This window comes from Nonomuraea sediminis (assembly GCF_018531495.1).
Taxonomy (GTDB): Bacteria; Actinomycetota; Actinomycetes; order Streptosporangiales; family Streptosporangiaceae; genus Nonomuraea; species Nonomuraea sediminis.
Map to the genome: position 1 here is coordinate 324728 of NZ_JAHDTI010000010.1, position 24408 is coordinate 349135.

Genomic DNA, 24408 nt, shown 5'->3' on the forward strand with positions numbered 1-24408 from the left:
TTCCCACGATGATGTCGAACCACGGGGCCCACTACTTCTCCGAGCAGCCCGAGGCCTCGAGCAGGCCGGGCGCCGTCCAGTTGGTGCTGCCCGACCTGCACCTGAAGCTGGAGACCGACCGGGGCGTCTTCTCCCCCGAGCGGATCGACCTGGGCACCAAGATCCTGCTCGAGACCGTGCCGCCGCCGCCCCAGGAGGGCGACCTGCTCGACCTGGGCTGCGGCTACGGGCCGATCGCGCTGACCATGGCCTCCCGCGCGCCGTCGGCGACGGTGTGGGCCGTCGATGTGAATCGGCGGAGCCTGGAGCTCACCGAGCGCAACGCCGCGGCCGCCCGCCTTTACAAAGTAAGGCCGGTTCATGTAGATGACGTCCCAGATGACGTGAAATTTCGAGCCATCTGGTCGAATCCGGCGATCAGGATCGGCAAGGCGGCGCTGCATGAGATGCTCACCCGCTGGCTGACCCGCCTGACCCCCGACGGCGTCGCCTACCTGGTGGTCCAGAAACACCTCGGCTCCGACTCCCTGCAACGCTGGCTCGCCGAGCAGGGCTGGCAGGCCTCGCGCTTCGCCTCGAGGGCCGCCTACCGCATCCTGAAAGTGGAACGATGAGAAAGCAGCTGCGCCCGACCGACGTCAAGCGGCTCAACCGCACCTGGCGCCGCAACACGGAAAACCGGCTCGGCCTGATCCTGGAATCGGTGACCGGCCCGTTCAACGTGGGCTCGATCTTCCGCAGCGCCGCCGCGTTCGGCGTCGACCAGATCTGGCTGGCGGGCAACGCCACCCCGCCCACCAACCCCAAGGCGGGCAAGACCGCGCTCGGCACCGAGCGCCTGGTCACCTGGCACGAGCCGGTCCTGGCCACCGAGGCGGTCAAGGCGGCCAAGCAGGACGGCTACACGGTGCTGGCCATCGAGCTGACGGCGGAAGCCGTACCCCTGCATCTGGCCGACCTCGACAGGGACGTGTGCCTGGTGGTGGGCAGCGAGGACCACGGCTGCTCCCCCGCGCTGCTCGATGCCGTGGACGGCGTCTGCTACATCCCGCAGGTAGGACGGGTCGGCTCGTTCAACGTGGCCGTCGCGGCCGCGATCGCGCTGGCCGAGGCGCGCCGCCAGGAATGGCAGTCTCCGGGTGATCCATCCGACTGAAAAAGAAGGCATACTCGGGTCGTGCTCAGCCGACGCTTCACCTTTCTCGACCATCCGGGGCCGCTGGCCTTCGCCCATCGCGGCGGGGCCCTCGAGGGCGCGGAGAACACCGCCGCCGCCTTCGAGCGGGCCGTGGAGCTCGGCTATGAGTACCTGGAGACCGACGCGCACGCCACCGCCGACGGCGTGCTGCTCGCCTTCCACGACCACACCCTCGACCGCGTCACCGACCGCACGGGCCGCATCTCCGACCTCCCCTACAGCGAGGTACGGCGGGCCCGCATCGGCGGCGTGCACGAGATCCCGCTGCTGGCCGACCTGCTGGGCAGCTGGCCGCGGCTGCGTTTCAACATCGACGTCAAGCAGACGGCCGCGATCGAACCGCTGGCCGAGGCGGTCAAGCACACCAACGCCTACGACCGCATCTGCCTGACCTCCTTCTCCGACCAGCGCCTGCTCATGGCCAGGGCGGCGCTCGGGCGCGAGGTCTGCTCGGCGCTGGGCCCGCGCGGCGTGGCGGCCCTGCGCGCGGCCGCGTCCACCTCGGGCTACGGGCGGCTGCTGACCGGCCTGGCCCGCTCGGGCGTGCCGTGCGCGCAGGTCCCGATGGGCTTCCGTGGGCTGCCCGTCACCACCCGTTCCTTCATCCGTACGGCTCACGCGGTAGGGATGCAGGTGCACGTGTGGACCATCAACGACCAGGCCCGCATGGAGCGGCTGCTCGACCTGGGCGTCGACGGCATCATGACCGACAACATCAGCGGCCTGCGCGACGTGCTGGAGCGCCGCGGGCAGTGGCATCCCTAGGAGCCGTCCTTGACCCTCACCGCACCCCCCGCGGCCCGTCGGCGTGAGCAGCGCGGCTGGTACTTCTACGACTGGGCCAACTCGGTCTTCTACACCACGATCATCTCGGTGTTCCTGGGGCCGTACCTGATCCCCGTCGCCAAGACCGCGGCCTGCGCCAAGGACTTCCCGACGGTGCCGTCCGACCAGTGCGTGTCCGGCTTCGACAAGCTCGTCGAGACCCACCCGGGGCTGGGATACGTCGACGTGCTCGGCGCCGACATCCGGCCGGCCGCCTACTTCGGGCTCATCACCACGGTGGCGGTGCTGCTGCAGATCGTCTTCCTGCCGGTGGTGGGGGCGCTGGCCGACCACACCGGGCGCAAGCGGGAGATGCTCGGCGGTTTCGCCTACATCGGCGCCCTGGCCACCATGTGCCTGTACTTCGTGGCCGGCGACCGCTACCTGCTCGGCGGCGTGCTGTTCGTCGTGGCCAACCTCGCCTACGGCTCCTCGGTGGTCGTCTACGACTCCTTCCTGCCGCAGATCTCCACGCCCGACGAGCGCGACGGCGTCTCCTCGCGCGGCTGGGCGATCGGCTACCTGGGCGGCGGGCTGCTGCTCGCGCTGAACCTGGTGCTCTACCTCAACCACGAGGGGCTCGGGCTGACCGAGGGCATGTCGGTGCGCATCAGCATGATGTCGGCCGGGCTCTGGTGGGCGATCTTCACGATCATCCCGCTGCTCGCGCTGCGCAACCGGCCCGTGGCCGCGCACGAGACCACCGCGGTGCGCTCGGTCGGCGGCAGCTTCAACCAGCTGTGGCGCACGCTGAAGGACCTGCGCCGCTACCCGCTGACGCTGCTGTTCCTGGTGGCCTACCTGATCTACAACGACGGCGTGCAGACCGTCATCGGCAACAGCGCCGCCTTCGCCTCCGAGGCGCTCAAGCTGAGCAAGACCGTGCAGATCAGCGCCATCCTCATGGTGCAGTTCGTGGCCTTCTTCGGCGCGCTGCTGATGGGGTGGCTGGCGCGGCGCTTCGGCGGCAAGCGCACCGTGCTGGGCAGCCTCGTCGTCTGGACGGCCATCGTGGCCGTCGCCTACTTCCTGCGCGAGGGGGCGGCGGTGCAGTTCTACCTGCTGGCCTTCGCCATCGCGCTGGTGCTCGGCGGCACGCAGGCCCTGTCGCGGTCGCTGTACTCGCAGGTGATCCCGCGCGGCAAGGAGGCCGAGTACTTCAGCCTCCAGCAGATCAGCGACAAGGGGTCGGCCTTCATCGGCTCGCTGACGGTCTTCACGGCGTTGCAGCTGACCAACAGCTACCGCATCGCCATCATCTCGATGGTCGTCTTCTTCATCATCGGGTTCGCCCTGCTGGCGGCCGTCAACTTCCCCAAGGCCATCCGCGCCGCCGGCAACGAGGTCCCCAGCCGCGTCTGACTTTTCCGGTACGGCAAGCCGCGGCCACCGGCCGCCCGCCGTACTTCGGCTGAGGTCCTGAGCCTGGCGCTCGCGGCGAGTCGATGACAGTGACCCGCCGTCACGGCGCCCAGGACCGTGGCGACGCCGACCTTCGGGAGGCATCGTCACGGCACCCAAGGCCCCAGCGACGCCGCCCCCGGGGAGGCGAGGAGCATCGTGCCCGGGCCTGGGGCCGCGCCGGGGCCGCCGGTCACGCGGACCGTGTCCGCCGTCACCTCGCCGCCGCAGTGCGGGCACGTGACGACCGGCGTGAACTGCTCGCCGCAGGAGTGAACCAGGAGCGCGGGCGGCCCGCCCGGGGGGGTGGACCAGCGGTCGCCCCACGCCATCAGCGTCATCAGCGCGGGCACGATGTCCTTGCCCGCCTCGGTCAGCACGTACTCGTGCCGCACGGGCCGCTCCTGGTACGGCCTGCGCTCCAGCACGCCCGCGGCCACCAGGTGATCGAGCCGCCGCGTCAGCAGGTTGCGGGAGATTCCCAGGTCCTCGGCCAGATCGTCGAACCTGCGCAGGCCGAGGAACACATCGCGCAGGATCAGCGGCGTCCACGGCTCGCCGATCACGCCCACGGCATGGGCGATCGAGCAGTGCATCTCTCCGAACCTGTTCATGGACCCAGGATAGTGGGTTGATAAAGTGAACCTTATGTCGGTTCACATTCAGGACTCACTGGCCCGCGCCTACCGCGCAGCGGGCGAGGCGCACGACCTCGACGCCCTCCTGGCCACCCTCTCCCCCGGCGTGGTGTTCCACTCGCCGCTCAGCGACCGGGCCCGCTTCGCGGGCCACGACCAGGTCGGCGACCTGTTCACCGCCGTCTTCTCCGTGCTGTCGGGCATCCGCTACCACACCGACGTCGGCGACGACACGACCCGCATGCTCGGCGCCACGGCCCGCCTCGGCAGGCAGTCCCTGGAGGAGGCGGCGCTGCTCCGCTTCGACGACGACGGCCTCGTCGCCGAGATCACCATGTGGATCCGGCCGCTGCCGGCCCTGACCGCCCTGATGGCCGCCCTCGGCCCCGTCATGGCCCGCTCCACCGGCAGGCCCGGCCTCCCGCTCCTCGTCTCGGCCGCCGTGAAACCCCTGGCCACCCTCACCCGCATGGGCGACCGCACCCTGGTCCCCCTCCTCACCCGCCCCCGCCCCTGACCTTCACCCACGACATGCCGGCGCGGGCCGTACACCGGCTCCACACGACCCGCGCCGGTCGTCCGTGCGGGCCATTGAAGCGCCGCACAGAAAAGAGAGCGGTGCTCTTGACGCATGCGCTCTGTTGCGAGAGCATTGCTCTCGCAACAGAGCAACGATCCTCGTCAGGAGACACCTGTGAAGCGCTCCCCCCTCACCGCGCTGGCGTTCGGCCTCGCGGGCATCGCGTTCTTCGTCTACCCGGCCATCCGCCCGTCAGGGGACGACTCCGTGGCGATGGCCTCGGCGAACTGGGTCAACGGGCACCTGTCGGCCATGCTGGGATTCGTTCTGCTCGGGCTGGCCGTACTCGGGCTGCACGAGCGGCTCGGCGACCGGCTGTCGCTGCGGGCGGCCGTGGTCACCTGGATCGGCGCGGGGCTCACGCTGCCGTACTACGGCGCCGAGGACTTCGGGCTGCACGTCATCGCCCGCCACTACCCCGACACGACCGCCACCCTGGCGCAGGAGTTCCGTTTCGGCACCATTCCTGTCACCATGTTCGCCGTCGGCCTGGCGCTGCTCGGCGTCGGCGCGATCATGGCCGCGGTGGCCGTCTGGCGGACCGGGGTGCTGCCCAAGTGGAGCGCCGTGCCGCTCGCCGCCGGATTTGCCCTGTTCATCCCGCAGTTCTTCGGTCCCTACTCCCTGCGGATCGCCCACGGGGCGCTCATCGCGGTGGGCGGACTGTGGCTGGCGTGGGAGATGTGGCGCTCGCGTACGGCCTAACTACTGCCGAAGAGCGCGGTTGGATCACCCTGCAGGTGGGAATCCCATCACGGTACCAAGCGTTACACACCGTGGGAGACAGACCCCCCTTCTTCAGGGGGCCCTGTAGGAGGCATTTAGACATGGGCGAGCGCGCGCTTCGTGGCACCCGGCTCGGGGCAACCAGCTACGAGAACGACCGTAACACGGACCTGGCCCCACGCCAGGAGGTGTCCTACACCTGTCCCAAGGGCCACGTCTTCGAGGTTCCGCTTGCCGCAGAGGCCGAGATTCCCGCGACCTGGGAGTGCCGGATGTGCGGCGCGACAGCGGCTCGGCTGGACGGCGAGCAGCCGGAGTCCAAGAAGACCAAGCCCCCACGGACCCACTGGGACATGCTCCTGGAGCGCAGGTCGATCGAAGACCTGGAAGAGGTGCTCAACGAGAGGCTGGCGGTCCTGAGGGCCCAGCGTCGCAAGAGCGCCTGACGATTCTCACGGTGAAAGACCCCGGGCATCAGCCCGGGGTCTTTTGTTCTGCGGCTTCAGATCTGGCTGAGGATCTCGCAGGCGGTGCGCTCGCCGGACACCACCGCGGCGTTCATCGTGGCGTTTTCCACGTCGGTGTGCTCACCCGCGAAATGGATCCGCCCCTCCTGGACCGCCTCGTACCCGGCGATCGAGGTGTACTGCCCGATCCTGTAGTAGTGGTAGGCGCCGAGCTGCCAGGGAGCGCGCGACCAGTGGTCCTCGTAGGCCTTGCCGGTGTAGGCGGCCGTGGTGCCGGGATACATGTGCTCGATCTGGGACAGGAACCAGTTCACGTCCGCGGTCGGCGCCGGGCCGTGGGGCGCGCCGGTGAGGGTGTCGCGGGCGACGTTCCCGCCGGGAAAGACGACCTGGAGGGCAGGTGTGCCGGTGGGACCCGACACGGCCGAGCCGTCCCACGCGGTCTGGTACCCCTGCGGGCCGGTGTTGGTGATGCCGTTGTAGCCGAGGGAGGGCCAGGTCTTCCTGGAGAGCTGGACGGTGATCTTGCCGCTCTGCCCCATCCCCTGCTGCCGGATCGCGGTCAGCTTGAGTGACGACAGGCTCGCCCCGGAAAGGTCCACGTTGCGGAGCGTGCTGAACGGCAGTGCCAGCACCACGTGGTCGGCGGTCACGGTGACCGTACTGCCGCCGTGGTCGAACGTGCAGGTGTAGCTGTCGTCGCTGTTGCGGCGCAGCGCGAGAAGCTGGTGGCCCTGCTGGACGGTCCCGGCCGGTAGACGGTCTACCATGCCACTCACGATCTGGTCGTTCCCGCCGACGATGTGGTACTTCTCGTCGAAACCGGGCCCCCCGTCGAACGTTCTCGACTTGCCGAGGAAATTGATCATGCCGAGGGCGGAGCTCTCGGCGGGTTCACCCCCGGACTGCAGCTGGAGCGACTGGATCACCTGGCCGAGCCGCGACTCCGGAGCGAGCCCGATCTCGGTGAGGTAGTCCAGACAGGACATGTTGTCCAGCCGGTACGCCTCGGCGTTGTAGCTGTTGTACCGGGCGGTCCCCGCCGCGAGGTAGGAGGAATGGAAGGCCCCATAGGCCTGGGCGACCCAGTCCTCCTGCTGCTGGACCCCGGTGTAGAGGGCGCCGTCGATCCAGGCGGCGTAGTCGCCGGTGAGCGCCCCGCCACCCGCGTTCTCGCGCTGCAGGCCCAGGCCGTTGGCCAGCCGTAAGATCTCGGTGTCGGTCGAGCTGATGAACGACCCGCCGCGCTCGGCGACCAGGCCGTTGTCGAAGAAGCCGCGCAGCGACCAGCAGCGGCCGCCGATGTGGGTCGTGTCCGCGTCGTACACCGTCGCGCGGACCGGACGGGTGCCGGTCCAGAGCGAGTGCGCGCAGCGGAGGCCGGCGAGCCCTGCGCCGACGATGACCACGCGCGGATCGGTGGCTGCCGACGCCGGTGCTGCCGTCGGCAGTACGGCGGCCGCAGCGGCCGCGGCGATGAATCCGCGTCTGGTCAAGGTGCGTTCGGAGGCGGTGACATCGCGCATGGGTCCGTGCTCCCTCTGTCGTCGAGTTGGAGTGGAGCCTGAGTGAAAGAACGTTCTTTCACAAGACCTGGCACGATCTGGGCCATGAACCACTTACCACGTGTGCGGCTCGTGGACGTCGCCGTCGCCGCCGAGGTGTCCACCAGCACCGTTTCCGCCGCGCTGAACGGGACCGGCCGCCTGTCCGACACGACGCGGGAGCGGGTGCGCGAGGCGGCCCGACGCCTGGGCTACCGGCCCGACCCCACCGCCCGGCTGCTGCGCGCCGGTCACACGCGGCTGATCGGCCTGGCGGCCCGCGAGTACGTCGAGAGCCCGTGGGTCTACGTCGAGCACGCCTACTTCACGCAACTCGTCACCGGCGCGGCGCGAGCAGCGCACCGCAGGGGCTATGCCATCGTGCTCCTGCCGACCCTGTCCAGGGACGACTACTGGCTCGACATCCCCCTGGACGGCATCTACATCGCGGATCCGGTCGCCGACGATCCGGTGGTCGGCAACTGCGTCGCCGCTGGCATCCCGGTGATCGCCAACGTTCCGCACGCCGAGGGCCTGCTGCCCTGGGTCGGCTGCGACCACGACGCCGCCGTCCGGCACGCCCTCACCCACCTGTACGAGGCCGGAGCCAGGAACATCGCGGTGATCGCCGGCGAGTCCACCGCGCTGTTCCACCGGACGTCGGTCCGCGCCTGCGAGAGCTGGTCCGCCGAGCGCGACCTGCCCGCCTGGATCGTCCGCACCCGGGAGCCGGGCAACCGTGACGTGCTCGCGGCCGTCGAGCAGGTGCTCTGCGCGCCGCGGCCGCCCGATGCGATTCTCACGCTGGTGGAGGCGAGCACTCCGCTCGTCGTCGAGACGATCAGGCGGCTGGGCAGGTCGATCCCCGACGACGTGCTCCTGGTGTGCACGACGGAGGATCCCGCCTCGGCGCGCACCGATCCCGCCGTCAGCACGCTCAGCTTCCGCCCCGCGCAGACGGCCGAGGCCGCGATCGCTCTGCTCATCGACGGCCGCAGAGGAGAACCGGTAACCGCGGAACTGCACATCCGGGCGTCATCCACCCGTCCTGGACCGCAGCGGTGATCAGCGCCTCCGCCCTCTCCTTGATGCCGCTCTGCAGTATTTGGGCGGAGAATCACCCGATTCCGTTCGCGACCTGCCGAGCCGGCTCGTCGGCTAGCGTTACCGTCCGTGACCAGCCAGGAATCTCCTTTCTCCGTCCTCGACGCTCCGAACGTGGTCCTCGACGCCGTCGAGAAGAGCGAGGACTCCGGCGAATTCGTGCTCCGGCTCCTCGAGGGCGACGGCGAACAGGCGAACGCGAGGATCAGGGGCGCGCACCGCATCGTTCAAGCCAGGCGGGGCAACACCGTCGAGGACGCCCTCGAAGAACTCCCCATCGCCGCCGACGGCTGCGTCGCCGTGAGCTTCCGGCCGTTCGAGGTCGTGATCCTGATCCTCACCCTCGGCTGAGCCCTCCGGGCGGCACGGGCGGATCAGCGGACTTGGCGAGGTCTGGGGATCCCCAATGCCATCACCCGAACTCCTCGTAAACATCCCGCAACGGTCCGCGTGCTCGACTGGGTGAGGGGCATGCGGTATGGAGACTCAGCGACGTTGGACGATTACCACCCGTATTACGCTTTTCACCGGGGTGGTAGCGGCCCTGCTGTGCGCGCTGCTCGCCATCACGGTGATGATCGCGATTCATCGTTCCGCGACCGAGGATCTCATCGACGAGATCACCGCGGACGCCGGCCGGGTGGCCCATCAGGTCGAGCATGACCGGGTGAGCATGCCGCTGGTCGAGCACGCGGACCGCGACGTGCAGATCGTCGGTCCGAACGGTACGGTCACCACGTCCACGCCGCAGTTGCGAGGCAAGCCGGCCATGGCCGGTTTCACCCCTGACCACAGGAAGATCGCCACCCACGTCGTGTGCGGCGGGGTCTTCCCTCCCGGCGACTGCCGCATCGTGGTCGCGCAGTCGGCCTACCGGGCGGGACAGGACTGGATCGTCTACACCTCCACGCCCACGGTCCCCGCGTACGTCAAACCGTGGCTGGCCGCCACGGTGATCGGCGCCGCGGTGGTCATGGCCATGGCCATCACCGCCCTCGGTCACCGGATCGTCACCAAGTGCCTCAGCCCGGTGACCGCGATCCGGGAGGAGCTCGACAAGATCACCGATACCTGCGCCGACCAGCGGGTTCCCCTGCCGTCGGCCCGGGACGAGATCCACGACCTGGCCGACAGCGTCAACGGGACGCTGGCCCGCCTGGCGGCCGCGATGCGGCAGCAGCGCCATTTCACCTCCGACGCCTCGCACGAGCTGCGTACCCCGATCGCCGCGATCCGCGCCGAGGTCGAGGACGCCATGCACGCGCCCGAGGACACCAGCGTGACCGCGCTGGCCGCCGCCGTGCTGCGCAGCGCGAACCGGCTCGAGGCGATCGTGGGCGACCTGCTGACCATCGAACGGCTGGAGGCGGGACAGCCGATCGACCGCGAGCCGATCAACCTGGCCGAACTCGTGACCGCGGTGTGCGAGCGCCGCCCCCAGCCGCACAAGGACTTCGAGTACTCCCTCGAGCCCGGCGTGATGGTGATCGGCGACAGGCTCCGGCTGGCGCGCCTGCTCACCAACCTGATCGACAACGCCGAACGGCACGCGGCCACGACGATCACCTTCCGGGTACGGCAGGAGCCGAGCCCGAAGCCCGATGCTCATCGCTTCCCGAACGGGGTCGCGGTGCTCGAGGTGGCCGACGACGGGCCCGGCATCGATCCGGACAGGCGTGAAGCGGTCTTCCAGCGCTTCGCCCGGCTGGACACCGCCCGGGACAGGTACGCCGGGGGCACCGGGCTGGGCCTGGCGATCGCCCGGCAGATCGCCGAGGCGCACGGCGGCACCCTGCGGATCGAGAACAGCGCGCAGGGCGCGCGGTTCGTCCTGCGCCTCCCCCTCAGCTCCACCCTCCAGGAGGAGAGCCAGGCGCGGGACAAGAGGCAGACGGCCCGCTAGGCCGGTTCCTCAGTCCGGGTGCCGTCGCGACAGCCGTATCTCCTCCATGTCGAGTGCGGCCTGCAGCTGGCGCAGCACGGTGTCGTCGATGCGATGTTCGTCGCGCAGCCTGAGTATGACGGCGCGTTTGCGGGCCAGCAGCGCCAGGCGCAGCGCCGTGTAGTCCCTGTCGCGCTGTACCGCGGGCTCGACCTCGGTGCCGTCGGCGCGCACGATGAGCAGGTGCGTCTCGTACTCGTGGCGCAGCCGCTCGGCCGCGGCCGGGTCGGTGTCGAGCTCGGCGGCGAGCTCGGGCAGCGCGTCGAGCGCCTCTTCCGTGGCCAGCGTCTCGGCCAGCCGCCGTTCGTCCCGCACCTCGGTGTCGTGCGGCAGGCGCGCCCAGCGCACCACGATCGGGAACATGATCCCCTTCAGCACGAGGGTCATCACGACGACGCCGGCGGTCACGAAGATGATGGTGTCGCGGTACGGGAAGGGGGCGCCGGAGGCGATCGTGTTGGGAACCGCGATCGCGGCGGCCAGTGACACCGCGCCCCGGAAGCCGGCCACCGCGCTGACCGCCCGCGCTCGGTAGCTCTCGCGCAGCGGCCGCCGCTGTGAGCGGCGATCGAGCAGCCGGGCCGCGGACGCGGAGGCGAACAGGAAGGCGAAGCGCACGCCGACCAGCACCGCGAAGACCACGCCGACGTCGATCAAGGCCCGGGTGAGAGCGAGGCTGGTCAGGCCGCGCAAGGCCGGGTGCAGCTCCAGCCCTATCAGGACGAACAGGGAGCCGTTGAGCAGGAAGGTGGTGACGGTGTAGAACGCCTGCGTCTGCAGTCTCCCTTCGGCGCGGCTCACGCGCGGCCCGGACTGGCTCATGATCAGCCCGCACACCACGACGGCCACCACCCCGGAGGCGTGGATGGCCTCGGCGAGCAGGAACGCGACGAACGGGATCAGCAGCATGGCGACCGTGGCCAGCACCGGATCGGTCAGGCGTCCGCGCACCCACAGTCCGAGCCAGGCCACCACCGCGCCCGCGGCGGCGCCGCCGGCGTAGGCGAGCAGGAACAGCCAGCCGACGCGCCCCAGGCTGAATTGCTCCTCGCCGACGGTGACGCCGACCGCCAGGCCGTAGATGACCAGGGCGGTGCCGTCGTTGATGAGGCTTTCGGCGCGCAGCAGGGTGAGGTCGCGGCGCGGCAGGATCCGGGCGAGCGCGCCCACCGCGGTGGCGTCGGTCGGCGCGACGACGGCGCCGAGCACCCACGCGGGCCCCCACGGCATGCCCAGGGCACGGGCGGCCGCGGCCGCGGCCGCCGCGGTGACGATGACGAGCACGGTGCCCGTCAAGATCACCCCACGCAGGTTGGTACGGATCTCCCGCAGGCTGGTCGTCAGGCTTCCCCAGTACAGCAACGGCGGCAGGAACAGCAGCAGCACCACCTCCGGCGGCAACTGCACCCCGTACAGCGCGGGCACGAACCCCAGCAGCACACCGGTCAGCAGCAGCAACACCGGCGGGGCGACCCGCAGCCGCCGCGCCAGGACGTTGCCGGCCAGCACCGCCGCACCCAAGATCACCACGAGTTCGAGGCCGAGCACGATGTCTCCCCCTCCGCGCAGAGCTGACCTGCGGGAACCCTCCCCCTGCCCTTGGGCATGCCCTGAGCGGGCGGGCGAGGCGGGCTTACGTGACTGGCGGGGGGTTCCCCTGCGCGCTGGCGGGCAGCGCCGGATCCCATCCGCACACCGTGCACGCGTGCTGAAAGGCCGAGTGCGCGAATTCGAGCGCCGTCCGGTACGGATCGCGGCTCGCCACGACGTCACCCCAGTCGAGCACGTACTCGCCCAGCTCCTTGTGCCAGCGCCCGGCCACCGGCGAGAGTGCGGCATCGGCGAACCCTTCGGCCGCCGGATAGGCGTAGGCGTAGAACGCCGCCTTGCCGTACTTCGGATCTCCGGGCCACCAGCCCACCGCGACCTCCTGGGCGTCCATCGCGTTGCGCATGATGAAGTCCTGTGACGGCGGATCGGCGGGCACGCCGGAGAACAGGCTCACCGCCAGGTCGAACGCACCCCACCAGGCGTTGACCGGGGTCGAGCGCCCCCGGTACGGCGCGCGGTAGGCGGCCAGGACCAGCGCGGCGCGGGTCGCCGCGGCGAAGTAGGAGGCCACCGCGTCCGGATCGTAGGTGGCGTGCTCCGCGTCCTCGTCCAACGGCACGCTCCACCAGACCTCCTGCGGCGTCGTGTCGATCTCGGCGCTGCCCCCGAGCTCACGGACCATCCCCAGGACCGCGCGGGTCACCTCGCCCACCGGACGGTCGGGCGTCAGCGAGGCGCGGCGGCTTCGGCCGTCGCTGTGCTCGACCAGCGCCTCGTGGGTCCGAAGGTCGAGCGCCACGACCAACGCCCCTGAGCCGTCGGGCGCGGGCAGCGGCAGCGTCTCCCAGCCCCGCGCCGTCAACCGCAGTGCGGCGTGCTGCAGCTGCGGCTCGGGGGGCGCGAGCGCCACGGCGAGCTTGCCGAGGACCTGCGTGTGACCGTGCAGCGTGTCACACGTCGCGCTCCATTGCTCGTAGTCGAGCGACGGCCACTTGTCACTCATGTCCCGCTCCCTCTGTGGTGTCACCGCCGGGCCCGCCGCCTGGCGGGCCCGCGGCGATACAGCCGCCGGCGGCTACAGCAGGATGCGCCGGTGCCTGGTCGGCTGGGGTGGGATGTGGGCTCTGGCCAGTTCGTGGATGGCGCGCGAGGCCCCTGTCCGCCTGGCCATGACGAAGGCCTCGCGGGCGGCCTGGACGCACCGCTCGCGCTCGTGGGCTTCGGCGTAGGCATGCGCCATCCGGGCCAGCGCGTAGGCGGCGGCGTACGTCGTCGGTCCCTCCGACGACTGCAGTTCCAGGATCTCGATGGCGCCCTGGGCGCGGCCGAGATCGACGAGACAGCCCACGCACAGGGCGTTGTGCGCCTCTACTGAGCAGTCGAAGTGGTACGGCGTGTCGTCTTCCGGTTCCGCGAGGGACTGGGCGGACTCCTCCAGCCGGCGAAGGCAGGTGTCCAGGTCCCCGGCGAGCGCATGGCCCTGCGCCTCGTGATGCCGTGCCAGCGCGTCCATCCGCGGCGGGAGGTGGCCGCGTTCACGGGCGGCCACAGCCATGTCGACGAGGTGATCGGGATTGGCCTCCGCGTCGGCCAGCCCGGCGCGCTGAGCGAGCGTGTAGGCCTCGAGCAGCATGTCGGCCGCTTCGCGAGCATCGCGGATGGCCTCATTCGACCATGCCAGCGCCTCGCCCGGGTCGCCGTTCTCGTGGTGCATGCGGCTGATGAGTTCCGCGTTCTCCGCGGCGAGCAGCAGGAGCGCGTGCCTGACCGGCGGATTGGCGTCGCGGTGGAACTCCTCGATCCCGGCGAAGATCGGCCGGAGGTGGTTGATCTGGTCAGAGGGCCGCAGATCGGCCCGGTTGTAGGCGTCGACGATAGCCCTGAAATAGCCGACCGTGCCGTCGTCGGCCCGCTTGGGCTCCTCGATCGCCCGGCCCGTGCGCTCCTCCTCCTCGGCCGAGAACATGCCCGGCCGCAAGGGAATACCGGTCAGATAGTGCCACAGCGTGGTCCCGGTGGCGTCCCCGACGAACAGCTCCTTCTCGTCCGTGCCGAAGGCTTTGCACAGCAGTTCCGTGTACCTCTCGTCGGGGCGCTGCTCGCCGGACTCCCAGAGCTGGATCATCCGGACGCGCATCCCCTGTGCGGGCAGCCGGTCACGCTCGGTCTCGTCGGCCACCTCGGCCAGCCGTCTGGCCAGCTCTTCCTGACTCCACATCCGCCCGCGCCGCAGAACCTGCAGCCGTGCGGCCCAAACCGGAACATCGATGTCAACCATTGGCGACCCCCCTCGCCCGAGCGACTATCGACCATACTGTGCTTATTGTCCATATTGTCGCTTTTCGTGGCTACCCCGCAGCCCCGAATCGCAACCGCACCGGCGATGACGATCCAGGGCCGCGATTCCCACGCACGTCACGACAAGGTCGCCTTTGGGTAATGCGCCCCCTCACAGCTCGATGGTGTACGTGGTGCGGGTCGCGAGCAGGCGGTTGTCACGGTAGAACCAGCACTTGGCCTTGTAGTGGTCCCCGTTGGTCCCACGGATGTGCGGTGTCAGGAACAGGATCGCGTTGTCCTGGGACTTGCTGTAGATCCCGTGCTCGTGCCACCGAGGGAACGGGTACCCATGACGGTGCAGGGGCCGGCACTTGATCGCGTAGAGGCCGCGCGCGCAGCCGACCGCGCCCGCGCCGATCTGGTAGCTGTGGTTGCTGCGCCGCCAGATGTTGGCGACCATCCGGCAGGCCGAAGCGCTCGAGGCCTGCTCCGCGACGGCGGTGTGGGCGGGCGCGATGGTGGTGGCGCCGGCGGGCGCCGTCACGGTGCCGAGGGTGACCGCTGCGCCCAGGGCGGTCAAGGTGCCGACGACTCGGTTCATGGTGCCTCCTCGTCTTGGGATGCGGATGCTCCGCTCTCGAGGTTCGCGGCGCCCGCCATGCCTTGAACAGGCTCGGACGTTGCGCATTAATGGCTGCAACGACCGCAACAATCCCCGACGCCTGGCGGAGGACGCGGTGGCACGCGGTGGACGTAGAGATCGCCCGATCGATCGGCACTCGGGTCCGTTGGCCGGATTCGTCGACGACCTGCGGCGCCTGCGGGGCGCGATGTCGTTGCAGGAGGTCGGCAGCCGCATGGGATACCACTCCAGCACCGTGTCGAGGCGGCTGAACCCGGACGAGCTGCCTCCCCTGGACTTCGTCAGGGCCTACGTCACGGCCTGCGGAGCCGATCCCGGCCCGTGGGAGGAACGGTGGCGGAAGATCCCTGGCCAGCCTCCCGACAGGCCGGTACGCCACCGGAGGAGACGCTGGGTCGTCATCGGCGCGGTGGCGGCGGTCGCGATCGCGGTCCTGGTGGCCGCGGCGTTACGGCTGTACGGCTCTGCCGCACCCGCCGTCTCGGTCGCGACCACCAGCCCCGCTCCCCCGAAGTCCGGCGCGGGCTTCTCCTGGAAGATCACCCGGATGGTCTCCGGCCTGACCTCACGCACCTGGTCCCAGGCAGCCTCGGGGAACATCGAGATCTGGGCCAACCTGGGCTGCCCGGGGAACGCGATCTCGTACTGGATCGCGCTGCGGCCGCACGGCGAGACGGTCAGGTTCTCGTGCGGATCCTGGCAGCATCACCGGTGGGCGGAGGTCGCGGCCGGAAGCCACCATTTCGAGGTGTGGAAGGAAGGCGACGGCCTGGCCTTGAGCGGTGAAGGGGTGCTCGCCTCCAGCACGCTCATCGTCGAACAGCCCAAGGTCTCCCCCTCGGGCTGAGCCTCAGGTTGCGGTCGCTGTCACGAGGGAGAGCGACAGGTCGGCCACCGGCCGTACGGCGAAGCCTTCCGTCCCCCGGTACACCGACCCGGCGATGTAGCGGGCGGTGTTGGACGCGACGACCCGGCCCTGGCCGTTGATCAGGAAGGCCTGCCCGGGGAGTTCCCGCAGCACGGGCACCACGGCGGTGCCGAACCGGCGCACGAACACGTCGGCGGCGGCCACCCCGATGAAGGCCCCGTCGAGCGTCACCGGGACGGAGAAGGTGAGGCTGTACTCGTCGGTGCACAGGTAGTCGACGTACGGCCCGCAGATGGTGCGTTCCACACCCGACTGGGGACCGGTGTACCACTCCCAGTGGGTGTAGTCGTAGAACGCGCTGCTCGACGGGTCGAGGTCGCGCAGGAGCTGCACCGGCGCCCCCGACGGGTTCTCCTGCCACCACTCCAGATACCAGGGGGCGTCGGTCAGCAGGCCGGGGGCGGCGATGAAGCCGATCCCGACGATGAGCGCGCCGAAGCGGCTGGTCAGCAGCGGGCGCAGCGCGGCCAGGTCGGCCCTGCGCAGGTCGCGCCCGCCCTGCCGGACGGCGCGCGCCTGGGCCAGGGTGGCCTCGCGGACCTCGCGGAGCGCGGCGAAGACCTCCTCCGCGGTGTCGCGCACCCGGGTGACCGCCTCGCCGACGAGATCCTGTCCGGCGGCGGGCGGCTGCGTGTCCAATCTGGTGATCATCGCCTTACTCCTGGAGCCCCAGCCGGAGCTCTATGAGGTGGTCTGTGGCGTCGAGCACGTGCCGCTCGGCGAGGGCTCTGGCCAGGTCGCCGTCGCCCTGCTCGATCGCCTCGGCGATGGCGCGGTGCTGCGCGGCTATCCCATACTGCCCGCCGAGGTCGTCGTGCGAAAGCCACAGCAAGGGTCCGATGTCAGCCTGTAACCGGATCTCCTCCTGGGTGAGCCGGGCCGACTGCGAGGCCGCCGCGACCTCGATGTGGAAGCGCCCGTCCAGCCGCCGCAGCCGCGCGCTCGGCTCCGCCGCCGCCATCTCCTCGAGCGAGCGCCACAGCGGCGCGAGGTCGGAGGGCAGCGACCGCTGGGCGGCGAGCCGTGCCGCCGCCCCGGCTATCGCCGCGTAGTGGTCACCCAGGTCGCGCAGCTCGTCGACGGCGAAGGAGCGCAGTCGCGCGGTGACGTCGAGCTCGGCGGGAACCCGCACGAAGCTGCCTCCGGCGCGGCCCCGCCTGGTCTCGACGAGCCCCTGCTGGCGCAGGGCCATGAGCGCCTCGCGCAACGTCACGGTCGAGACGCCGAACAACCCCGCGAGTTCGCTCTCGCTGGGGAGCTGCTCGCCGTCGGACAGGACGCCGAGTTCGATGGCGTCGGCCAGCCGGCGCACCACCACGTCCACCCTGGCGGTGCTGTCGACCGGCGCGAAGACCGCGAGGCGCGCGACGTTCACGGCCACTCCTCCGGCGCGATCATGCTGCCCCCTGCTCGTTGGTAACCGTCTACACAGTGATACCGGATCGAGTCTTTACATAAAACATTTAACCTCATATGTTTTCCGCCATGCCAGACCAAGGACTGACCACCGACCTCGCCGTCCGCCTGCGCGGGTTGCGGAAGAGCTTCGGCAACGTGCACGCGGTGACGGGGGTGGACCTCGACATCGCTGACGGCGAGTTCTTCGCGATGCTCGGGCCGTCCGGCTCCGGCAAGACCACCGTGCTGCGGATGATCGCGGGTTTCGAGTCACCCAGCGACGGCGCCGTCGAGCTCGGCGGGCGGGACGTCACCCGGCTCGCGCCGTTCGAGCGGGACGTCAACACGGTCTTCCAGGACTACGCCCTGTTCCCGCACATGTCCGTGCAGGAGAACGTCGAGTACGGCCTGCGGGTGAAGCGGGTGGCCAAGCACGAGCGGCGCGAGCGGGCGATGGAGGCGTTGAAGTCCGTCCGCCTGGAGGGCTTCGGCGGGCGCCGCCCCGCCCAGCTGTCCGGCGGACAGCGCCAGCGGGTCGCGCTCGCCCGCGCCCTGGTCAACCGGCCGCGAGTGCTGCTGCTCGACGAGCCGCTCGGCGCGCTCGACCTCAAGCTGCGCGAGGAGATGCAGGTCGAGCTGAAGGCGATCCAGCGCGAGGTCGGCATCACGTTCCTGTTCGTCACCCACGACCAGGAGGAGGCGCTCACCATGAGCGACCGGGTCGCGGTGTTCAACGAGGGCAGGATCGAGCAGGTCGGCACCCCCGCCGAGATCTACGAACGGCCCGCGACGGCGTTCGTGGCCGCCTTCGTCGGCACCTCCAACCTCATCTCGGGCCCGGCCGCGCAGGTCGTGCTCGGCAAGCAGGGCACGTTCAGCGTCCGGCCGGAGAAGCTCAGGGTGGTCGCCGCCGACGGCGGCCAGGGAGCCGACCTCACGCCCGACGAGCACAGCGCCGCGGGCACCGTCTCCGAGGTCGTGTACGCGGGCCCCGCGACCCGGTTCGTCGTCGACCTCGACGCGGGCGGCCGCCTCATCGCCCTCCAGCAGAACCTGGAGGTCTCCTCCATGGACGTGATGGCCATGCGCGGCAACCGGGTGCGGCTGGTCTGGCACCGCCGCCACGAGTTCGCGATCGAAACAGCATGAACCTGAGAAAGAGAGACAGCATGCGGTCCACACTCGTCAAGCGCGCCCTGGTCGCCACGGCGGCGCTGGCGTTCGCCACCGCCTGCGGAGGCGGCACCACGAGCGGCACGGCCAAGGCACCCGGCCAGAGCGGTTTCACCCCGCCCAAGCTGGAGGCGCCGAAGTCGCTCGGCGCCGGCGAGGGCCAGGTCAACCTGGTCGCCTGGGCCGGTTACGCCGAGGACGGCTCCAACGACCCCAAGGTCGACTGGGTGCACCCCTTCGAGAAGGCGACCGGCTGCAAGGTCAACACCAAGACCGCCGGCACCTCGGACGAGATGGTCAACCTGATGAAGACCGGCGAGTACGACGCCGTGTCGGCCTCCGGCGACGCCTCCCTGCGCCTGATCGCCTCCGGCACGGTCGCGCCGGTCAACACCGACCTCGTCCCTAACTACAAGGACGTGTTCGACGGCCTCAAGCTCAAGCCGTGGAACTCCGTCAACGGCGTCGCCTACGGCGTGCCGCACGGCCGGGGCGCGAACCTGCTGATGTGGCGGACCGACAAGGTGACCCAGGCCCCCGACTCGTGGGGCGCGGTCTTCGACCCTGCCTCGCCGTACAAGGGGAAGGTGACCGCCTACGACTCGCCGATCTACATCGCGGACGCGGCCCTGTACCTGATGTCGGCCAAGCCCGAGCTCGGCATCAAGAACCCGTACGCGCTGGACGACAAGCAGTTCCAGGCGGCCGTCGACCTGCTGAAGCAGCAGAAGCAGCTGGTCGGTGAGTACTGGTCCGACTACACCAAGGAGATCCAGTCCTTCAAGAGCGGCGACACGCTCCTCGGCACCACCTGGCAGGTCATCGCCAACCTGGCCAAGTCGGAGAAGGCCCCGGTCGAGGTGACCCTGCCGAAGGAGGGCGCGACCGGCTGGTCGGACACCTGGATGGTGGCGGCCAAGGCACAGCACCCGAACTGCGCGTACAAGTGGCTCGACTGGATCGTCTCCCCGTCGGCGAACGCCCAGGTGGCCGAGTGGTTCGGCGAGGCTCCCGCCAACGCCAAGGCGTGCGCGCAGACCGCGGACAAGACGTTCTGCGACACCTTCCACGCCACGGACGAGAGCTACTTCTCCAAGGTCCACTTCTGGACCACGCCGATCGCCCAGTGCCTCGACGGCCGCACGGACGTCAAGTGCACGGACTATTCGGCATGGACGCGCGCCTGGACCGAGATCAAGGGCTGATCCGGGCCGATGACCACGACTTCGGTTGCCGCCGTCAGGACGGGGCCTCGGCACCGCCTGGCGGCGCTCCTGCACCGGCGCGCGGGCGTGCGGCTCTCGCTGCTGCTGTCCGCGCCGCTCGCCTGGCTGGGGCTGGCCTACCTGGGAGCGCTCGCGGCGCTCTTCGTGACCGCGTTCTGGACGACCGACACCTTCACCGGTGACCTCGTCAGGACCTTCACCTGGGCCAACTTCCAGGACCTGGTCAGCAGCGAGATCTACCGGACGATCACGCTGCGCTCGCTCGGCGTGGCGGTCGCGGTGACCCTCATCGACCTGGTCGTCGCCTTCCCGATGGCGTTCGCGATGGCCAAGCTCGCCTCGCCCAGGGCCCAGCGCTGGCTGGTCATCATGGTGCTCACCCCGCTGTGGGCCTCCTACCTGGTCAAGGCGTACGCCTGGCGGGTGATGCTGTCGTCGGACGGCATCCTGGGCTGGGGATACGGCCTGACCGCCACCATCGCCACGCTGTCCTACCTGTGGCTGCCGTACATGATCCTGCCGATCTACGCGGGCCTCGAGCGGCTGCCGAACTCGCTGCTCGACGCGGCCGGCGACCTCGGCGCGCGGGGCTGGCGGACGTTCCGTACGGTCGTCTGGCCGCTCAGCTTCCCCGCCGTCGTGGCCGGGTCGATCTTCACGTTCTCGCTGTCGCTCGGCGACTACATCACCGTGAAGATCGTCGGGGGCAAGTCCCAGCTCATCGGCAACGTCGTCTACGACAACATCGGCGCCGCCAACAACCTGCCCTTCGCCGCCGCCGTCGCGACCGTACCGGTCGTGATCATGCTGGTCTACCTGGCGGCGGTCCGCCGTACGGGAGCTCTGGAGAACCTGTGAACTTCTCTCGTACGGCTCGCGCCATGCTGTGGGCGGCGCTGGCGGGCGGCCTCGGCGTCATCTACCTGCCCCTGGCCGTCGTCGTGCTCAACTCGTTCAACTCCGACAGGACCTTCGGCTGGCCGCCGCCGAGCTTCACCTTCCGCTGGTGGAGCGCGGCGTGGAGCTCCTCTGGGGTGCGTGACGCGCTGTGGGTCTCGGTGCAGGCCGGGCTCGGCGCGACCACCATCGCGCTGCTGCTCGGGACGATGGCGGCCTTCGCCGTGCAGCGTTACCGGTTCTTCGGCAGGGACCAGGTCTCCCTGCTGATCGTGCTGCCGATCGCGCTGCCGGGCATCGTCACCGGCATCGCGCTCAGCAACACCTTCCACTCCGTGCTGGGCCTGCCGCTCGGCCTGTTCACCGTGATCGTGGGCCACGCCACGTTCTGCGTGGTGACGGTCTACAACAACGTGCTGGCCCGGCTGCGGCGGATGGGGACGAACGTGGAGGAGGCCTCGGCCGACCTGGGGGCGGACACGTTCACCACGTTCCGGCACGTGACGTTCCCGATGATGCGCTCGGCGCTGCTCGCCGGTGGCCTGCTGGCGTTCGCGCTGTCCTTCGACGAGATCATCGTGACGACGTTCACCGCGGGCGCGGGGGTCAGGACCCTGCCCATCTGGATCTTCGAGAACCTGTTCCGCCCCAACCAGGCACCCGTGGTCAACGTGGTCGCGGCGGCGCTGATCCTGCTGTCCGTGGTCCCGATCTACCTGGCCCAGCGACTGTCGGGCGAACCGCGCTGAGCGACGCGCCCGCCGTACAGGAGGTCAGCGGTTGGGGTCGCGAGGGATGACCTGGCCCGTGATGGGCGTGTCCTGGTCGTCGCGGATCACCTCGCCGTGCACGACCTGGCCGTCCGGCTCCGCGCGGCCCTGGAAGGGGTCGGCGAACATGCCGGCGTAGGGCGAGGACGCGGCCAGGCGCCTGACGCGCCGGTCGAAGAACCAGGCGCCCAGGCGGCGCATGAGCGGCCGGGTGAACGGCAGGACGCAGGCGAAGCCGGCGATGTCGGTGAGGAAACCGGGAGTCAGCAGGAGCGCGCCGCCGACCAGGATCAGGCCGCCGTCGGCCAGTTCCCTGTCGGGCATCCGCCCGGACTGCAGCGCCTCCTGCAGCGCCCGCCAAGCCCGGCGGCCCTCACGCCGCACCAGCCACGCCCCGAGCAGGCTGTCGGCGATCAGCAACGCCACTGTGGTCCAGCCGCCGATGACCGAGCCGACCTGGATCAGGACCCAGATCTCCAGCACAGGCACGACGAGGAAGGCCAGGAAGAGCAGCACCCGCATCGTTTCTCATCTCCCACAAGCATGTCTACGCATGGGTCAACGCCCGCGGAGCCCGATGCGTTCCTAATGCCGCCGTAGTCGTCGCGGCAAACCTGTGAGCCCCCACAGGGTGACCCGCCACAGCGCCTCGGACACCACCCGCCCGCTCATCTTGCTGGAGCCGATGGTCCGCTCGACGAAGGTGATCGGTACCTCGGTCACGCGCAGCCCGTCGCGCGCCGTGCGCAGGGTCAGGTCGACCTGGAAGCAGTAGCCCTGCGAATCCACGTCCGACAGCCCGATCTTCTCCAGCGTGGCCGCCCGGTAGGCGCGGAAACCGGCGGTGGCGTCGCGCACGGGCAGCCCGAGCATGAGCCGCACGTAGACGTTGGCGCCGCGGGACAGGAACTCGCGCCTGGCCGGCCAGTCGACCACCTTGCCGCCCGGCACCCAGCGCGAGCCGATGGCCAGGTCGGCGCCGTCGGCGACCGCCTCGAGCAGCTTGGGCAGCTCCTCGGGCTGGTGCGAGCCGTCGGCGTCCATCTCGACCAGCACGTCGTAGCCCTCGGCCAGCCCCCACCGGAACCCGGCGATGTAGGCGGCGCCCAGCCCCTGCTTGCCGGGCCGGTGCAGCACGTGGATGTGGTCGTCGGCGGCGGCCAGCTCGTCGGCGACCGCCCCCGTGCCGTCGGGGCTGTTGTCGTCGGCGACCAGCAGGTGCGCCTCGGGCACGGCGGCGCGGATCCGTTCGGCGATCAACGGCAGGTTGTCGCGCTCGTTGTAGGTCGGAACCACCACGAGTACCCGGCCGGTCGTCTCCATGCTCAGTCAGTCCTCATCCGGTCGTCCCCCACCCCGCCGGCAGGGCGCCGACCGCGCCGCCAGGCGTAACCGGCGGCCACCACACCCAGCAGCGCCAGCGCCCACTCCGGCCACGGGCCCAGCCTGGTGGCGATCGTCGTCTGCGTGCGCACGGGAACCTTGACCACGTTCATGTCGGCGACCCGCTCGCGCGTCTGCCAGGCGACCTTGCCCTCCGGCGTCACGTAGGCCGAGATGCCGGTCGTGGCGGCGGTCACCACGGCGCGGTTGTGCTCGACGGCGCGCAGCTGCGACATGGCCAGCTGCTGCGGCGGCAGGTTCGACAGCGCGTAGCTGGCGTTGTTGGTCTGCACCACCAGCGGCGTGCCCCCGGCCTTCACCGTCTCGCGCACGGTCGCGTCGTAGGCCACCTCGTAGCAGTTCACCGCGCCGATCGTGACCGGCCCCATGCGCAGGTTGCCCGGCTTGTCGCCCGGCACCGACTGCCGGCCGACCAGGTTGGCCCGCTCCCAGAACTTGAGCACGAGGTCCTTGAACGGGGTGTACTCCCCGAAAGGCACGAGGTTCTGCTTGTCGTAGTACGCGCCGGGCCCGGTCTTCGGGTCCCACACCAGGCTGCGGGTGGCGCGGTTGGCGTCGCCGATCGCCACCACGGCGCCGACCAGCGTGGGCACGCCGACCTGCTTGACCGACTGGTCGATCGTGGCGCGCGCGAACTCGTCCCGGTAGGGGTCGATGTCGGTGGAGTTCTCCGGCAGCACGACCAGGTCGGGTGCGATGAACTTGCCATCCTGTACGGCTTGCGCCAGCCGTTCGGTCTCCTTGGCGTGGTTCTTCAGCACGACGGCGGGTTCGTCGCCAAAGGCGTACATGCCCTTGCCCGGCACGTTCCCCTGGACGATGCCCACGTTGACCGTCCTGCTCTCGCCGCCGGGCCTGGGGATGGCCACGGTGAGAACGGGTACGGCCAGCGCCACGGCGACCGGCACCGCCTTCCTGGCGAGCCCCGCCTCCCGCTGGAGCACCGCGCAGGCCAGCAGGGCACCGCACAGCACGACCGCGAAGGAGACCAGCGGCGCCCCGCCCAGCGCGGCGTACTCGGTGAACAGCGACTGGCCCTGGCTGAAGGCCAGCCGCGCCCACGGGAAGCCGCCGATGGGGACCAGGCTGCGCGCCCACTCCATCGCCACCCACAGGCAGGCGAACCACAGCGGCCACCACCGCAGCCTGAACACCAGCGCCGCCAGCGCCGCCATCGCGGCGTAGAACAGGCTCTCGACGCCGACCAGCATGACCCACACGTCGTCGCCGATGGAGCGCACCCAGGCCAGCGTCGGCGTCAGGAACACCACGGCGGCCACGTATCCCAGCCAGGCGGCCCTGCGCGGGCGCGTGCCGTACAGCGAGCCCGCGATCAGCGTGATCCCCAGCGGCGCGCACACCCACCACCCGAGCGGCGGGAAGGCCAGGTAGAGCACCACCCCGCCGACGGCGGCGGCCAGCACCCGCAGCGCGAGCACCCACCGCCCCTGGCCGGGAGATGCGCCGTTCTCGGCAGCGGTGGCGGAGTCCGAGGGCGTGCTTGTGGCGAGTGGGTCGGGGGTGGGCGATAGGCCCGTCTTGTCCTGCACCACGCCGGGGTCTCCTCGCGAGTCGCGCACCGTCTCACGGCAACGCTACCGCCCCGCGGCCCCAGTCCGGACAGGCGACGACCGCCCGCAGGCAAAGATCGCGACACCGGCAGGGTGGCCTCGCGGCTGACGGTAGCCGCGCGACCACCCGGCGCTTGTTGGT

26 protein-coding genes are annotated in these 24408 nt (G+C 70.3%); 15 read left to right on the forward strand and 11 right to left on the reverse strand.

The genetic code is table 11. From position 1 onward, the window contains the following. Positions 1 to 8 precede the first annotated feature (8 nt). From KIK09_RS36175 to KIK09_RS36190, 4 genes are read left to right on the forward strand one after another with little or no spacing between them, the layout of a single operon-like run. The gene (locus KIK09_RS36175; RefSeq protein WP_214323946.1) at positions 9 to 614 is read left to right on the forward strand and encodes a class I SAM-dependent methyltransferase; all 606 of its coding nucleotides are present in this window, start codon (positions 9 to 11) and stop codon (positions 612 to 614) included. Next, positions 611 to 1156: a TrmH family RNA methyltransferase gene (locus KIK09_RS36180; RefSeq protein ID WP_214323947.1), complete on the forward strand. Its 546-nt coding sequence runs from the start codon at positions 611 to 613 to the stop codon at positions 1154 to 1156. The genes KIK09_RS36175 and KIK09_RS36180 overlap by 4 nt, the downstream gene beginning before the upstream one ends. Before the next feature lie 21 nt (positions 1157 to 1177). Beyond that, the gene (locus KIK09_RS36185; RefSeq protein ID WP_214323948.1) at positions 1178 to 1963 is read left to right on the forward strand and encodes a glycerophosphodiester phosphodiesterase family protein; all 786 of its coding nucleotides are present in this window, start codon (positions 1178 to 1180) and stop codon (positions 1961 to 1963) included. A 9-nt stretch (positions 1964 to 1972) separates the two neighbouring features. Next, entirely contained in the window at positions 1973 to 3385 is a 1413-nt protein-coding gene (locus KIK09_RS36190; protein ID WP_214323949.1) for an MFS transporter, read from the forward strand. Positions 3386 to 3531: 146 nt separating this feature from the next. On the opposite strand, the gene KIK09_RS36195 is transcribed toward KIK09_RS36190, so the two are convergent. Further along, the gene (locus KIK09_RS36195; RefSeq protein ID WP_214323950.1) at positions 3532 to 4038 is read right to left on the reverse strand and encodes a winged helix-turn-helix transcriptional regulator; all 507 of its coding nucleotides are present in this window, start codon (positions 4036 to 4038) and stop codon (positions 3532 to 3534) included. 34 nt (positions 4039 to 4072) lie between these two features. Here KIK09_RS36195 and KIK09_RS36200 point away from each other — a divergent pair, with 34 nt between their 5' ends. From KIK09_RS36200 to KIK09_RS36210, 3 genes are all read left to right on the forward strand, one after another. After that, entirely contained in the window at positions 4073 to 4579 is a 507-nt protein-coding gene (locus KIK09_RS36200; RefSeq protein WP_214323951.1) for a nuclear transport factor 2 family protein, read from the forward strand. Positions 4580 to 4756: 177 nt separating this feature from the next. Then, on the forward strand, positions 4757 to 5347 hold the full coding sequence (locus KIK09_RS36205) for a hypothetical protein (protein WP_214323952.1): 591 nt from the start codon (positions 4757 to 4759) through the stop codon (positions 5345 to 5347). A 122-nt stretch (positions 5348 to 5469) separates the two neighbouring features. Beyond that, on the forward strand, positions 5470 to 5814 hold the full coding sequence (locus KIK09_RS36210; RefSeq protein ID WP_214323953.1) for an RNA polymerase-binding protein RbpA: 345 nt from the start codon (positions 5470 to 5472) through the stop codon (positions 5812 to 5814). Between the two features lie 56 nt (positions 5815 to 5870). Here the strand turns inward: KIK09_RS36210 and KIK09_RS36215 are convergent, their stop codons facing one another. Continuing rightward, a complete protein-coding gene (locus tag KIK09_RS36215) occupies positions 5871 to 7361 on the reverse strand; it encodes a flavin monoamine oxidase family protein (RefSeq protein WP_214323954.1) in 1491 nt (496 codons plus the stop codon). An 84-nt stretch (positions 7362 to 7445) separates the two neighbouring features. On the opposite strand from KIK09_RS36215, the gene KIK09_RS36220 reads away from it, so the two are divergent. The 3 genes from KIK09_RS36220 to KIK09_RS60230 all read left to right on the forward strand — a co-directional run bounded on the left by KIK09_RS36220 (position 7446) and on the right by KIK09_RS60230 (position 10386). After that, positions 7446 to 8444, forward strand: a complete 999-nt coding sequence (locus KIK09_RS36220; RefSeq protein WP_214323955.1) for a LacI family DNA-binding transcriptional regulator — start codon at positions 7446 to 7448, stop codon at positions 8442 to 8444. A gap of 108 nt (positions 8445 to 8552) precedes the next feature. Further along, positions 8553 to 8834 (forward strand): glycosyl hydrolase-related protein, encoded by a 282-nt coding sequence (locus KIK09_RS58245; RefSeq protein ID WP_214323956.1) that lies wholly within the window; start codon positions 8553 to 8555, stop codon positions 8832 to 8834. 181 nt (positions 8835 to 9015) lie between these two features. Beyond that, positions 9016 to 10386 carry a sensor histidine kinase gene (locus KIK09_RS60230; protein WP_214323957.1) on the forward strand — a complete coding sequence of 457 codons (1371 nt, stop codon included), beginning with the start codon at positions 9016 to 9018 and terminating at the stop codon, positions 10384 to 10386. A gap of 9 nt (positions 10387 to 10395) precedes the next feature. On the opposite strand, the gene KIK09_RS36235 is transcribed toward KIK09_RS60230, so the two are convergent. The 4 genes from KIK09_RS36235 to KIK09_RS36250 form a co-directional block, all read right to left on the reverse strand. Next, positions 10396 to 11973: a Na+/H+ antiporter gene (locus tag KIK09_RS36235; RefSeq protein WP_214323958.1), complete on the reverse strand. Its 1578-nt coding sequence runs from the start codon at positions 11971 to 11973 to the stop codon at positions 10396 to 10398. Between the two features lie 85 nt (positions 11974 to 12058). Further along, complete coding sequence (locus KIK09_RS36240) at positions 12059 to 12979, reverse strand: DUF5996 family protein (RefSeq protein ID WP_214323959.1); 921 nt, start codon at positions 12977 to 12979, stop codon at positions 12059 to 12061. Between the two features lie 72 nt (positions 12980 to 13051). Further along, entirely contained in the window at positions 13052 to 14254 is a 1203-nt protein-coding gene (locus tag KIK09_RS36245; RefSeq protein WP_214323960.1) for a helix-turn-helix domain-containing protein, read from the reverse strand. A gap of 171 nt (positions 14255 to 14425) precedes the next feature. Continuing rightward, positions 14426 to 14857: a hypothetical protein gene (locus KIK09_RS36250; protein ID WP_214323961.1), complete on the reverse strand. Its 432-nt coding sequence runs from the start codon at positions 14855 to 14857 to the stop codon at positions 14426 to 14428. Between the two features lie 187 nt (positions 14858 to 15044). Here KIK09_RS36250 and KIK09_RS36255 point away from each other — a divergent pair, with 187 nt between their 5' ends. Next, on the forward strand, positions 15045 to 15746 hold the full coding sequence (locus KIK09_RS36255; protein WP_214323962.1) for a helix-turn-helix domain-containing protein: 702 nt from the start codon (positions 15045 to 15047) through the stop codon (positions 15744 to 15746). Between the two features lie 3 nt (positions 15747 to 15749). Here the strand turns inward: KIK09_RS36255 and KIK09_RS36260 are convergent, their stop codons facing one another. Beyond that, the gene (locus KIK09_RS36260) at positions 15750 to 16478 is read right to left on the reverse strand and encodes a cache domain-containing protein (RefSeq protein ID WP_214323963.1); all 729 of its coding nucleotides are present in this window, start codon (positions 16476 to 16478) and stop codon (positions 15750 to 15752) included. A gap of 4 nt (positions 16479 to 16482) precedes the next feature. Continuing rightward, a complete protein-coding gene (locus KIK09_RS36265) occupies positions 16483 to 17202 on the reverse strand; it encodes a FadR/GntR family transcriptional regulator (protein WP_214323964.1) in 720 nt (239 codons plus the stop codon). 110 nt (positions 17203 to 17312) lie between these two features. On the opposite strand from KIK09_RS36265, the gene KIK09_RS36270 reads away from it, so the two are divergent. From KIK09_RS36270 to KIK09_RS36285, 4 genes are read left to right on the forward strand one after another with little or no spacing between them, the layout of a single operon-like run. Continuing rightward, positions 17313 to 18374 (forward strand): ABC transporter ATP-binding protein, encoded by a 1062-nt coding sequence (locus tag KIK09_RS36270; protein ID WP_250574287.1) that lies wholly within the window; start codon positions 17313 to 17315, stop codon positions 18372 to 18374. Between the two features lie 20 nt (positions 18375 to 18394). Next, positions 18395 to 19603 carry an ABC transporter substrate-binding protein gene (locus KIK09_RS36275; RefSeq protein WP_214323966.1) on the forward strand — a complete coding sequence of 403 codons (1209 nt, stop codon included), beginning with the start codon at positions 18395 to 18397 and terminating at the stop codon, positions 19601 to 19603. Between the two features lie 9 nt (positions 19604 to 19612). Continuing rightward, positions 19613 to 20482, forward strand: a complete 870-nt coding sequence (locus tag KIK09_RS36280; protein ID WP_214323967.1) for an ABC transporter permease — start codon at positions 19613 to 19615, stop codon at positions 20480 to 20482. Continuing rightward, positions 20479 to 21270, forward strand: a complete 792-nt coding sequence (locus tag KIK09_RS36285) for an ABC transporter permease (RefSeq protein ID WP_214323968.1) — start codon at positions 20479 to 20481, stop codon at positions 21268 to 21270. The genes KIK09_RS36280 and KIK09_RS36285 overlap by 4 nt, the downstream gene beginning before the upstream one ends. 24 nt (positions 21271 to 21294) lie before the next feature. On the opposite strand, the gene KIK09_RS36290 is transcribed toward KIK09_RS36285, so the two are convergent. The 3 genes from KIK09_RS36290 to lnt all read right to left on the reverse strand — a co-directional run bounded on the left by KIK09_RS36290 (position 21295) and on the right by lnt (position 24275). Continuing rightward, positions 21295 to 21813, reverse strand: coding sequence for an FxsA family protein (locus KIK09_RS36290; protein WP_214323969.1), 519 nt, complete (start codon positions 21811 to 21813; stop codon positions 21295 to 21297). Positions 21814 to 21876: 63 nt separating this feature from the next. Continuing rightward, positions 21877 to 22614: a polyprenol monophosphomannose synthase gene (locus tag KIK09_RS36295; RefSeq protein WP_214323970.1), complete on the reverse strand. Its 738-nt coding sequence runs from the start codon at positions 22612 to 22614 to the stop codon at positions 21877 to 21879. Positions 22615 to 22616: 2 nt separating this feature from the next. After that, positions 22617 to 24275: an apolipoprotein N-acyltransferase gene (lnt, locus tag KIK09_RS36300; RefSeq protein ID WP_308164512.1), complete on the reverse strand. Its 1659-nt coding sequence runs from the start codon at positions 24273 to 24275 to the stop codon at positions 22617 to 22619. Positions 24276 to 24408 lie beyond the last annotated feature (133 nt).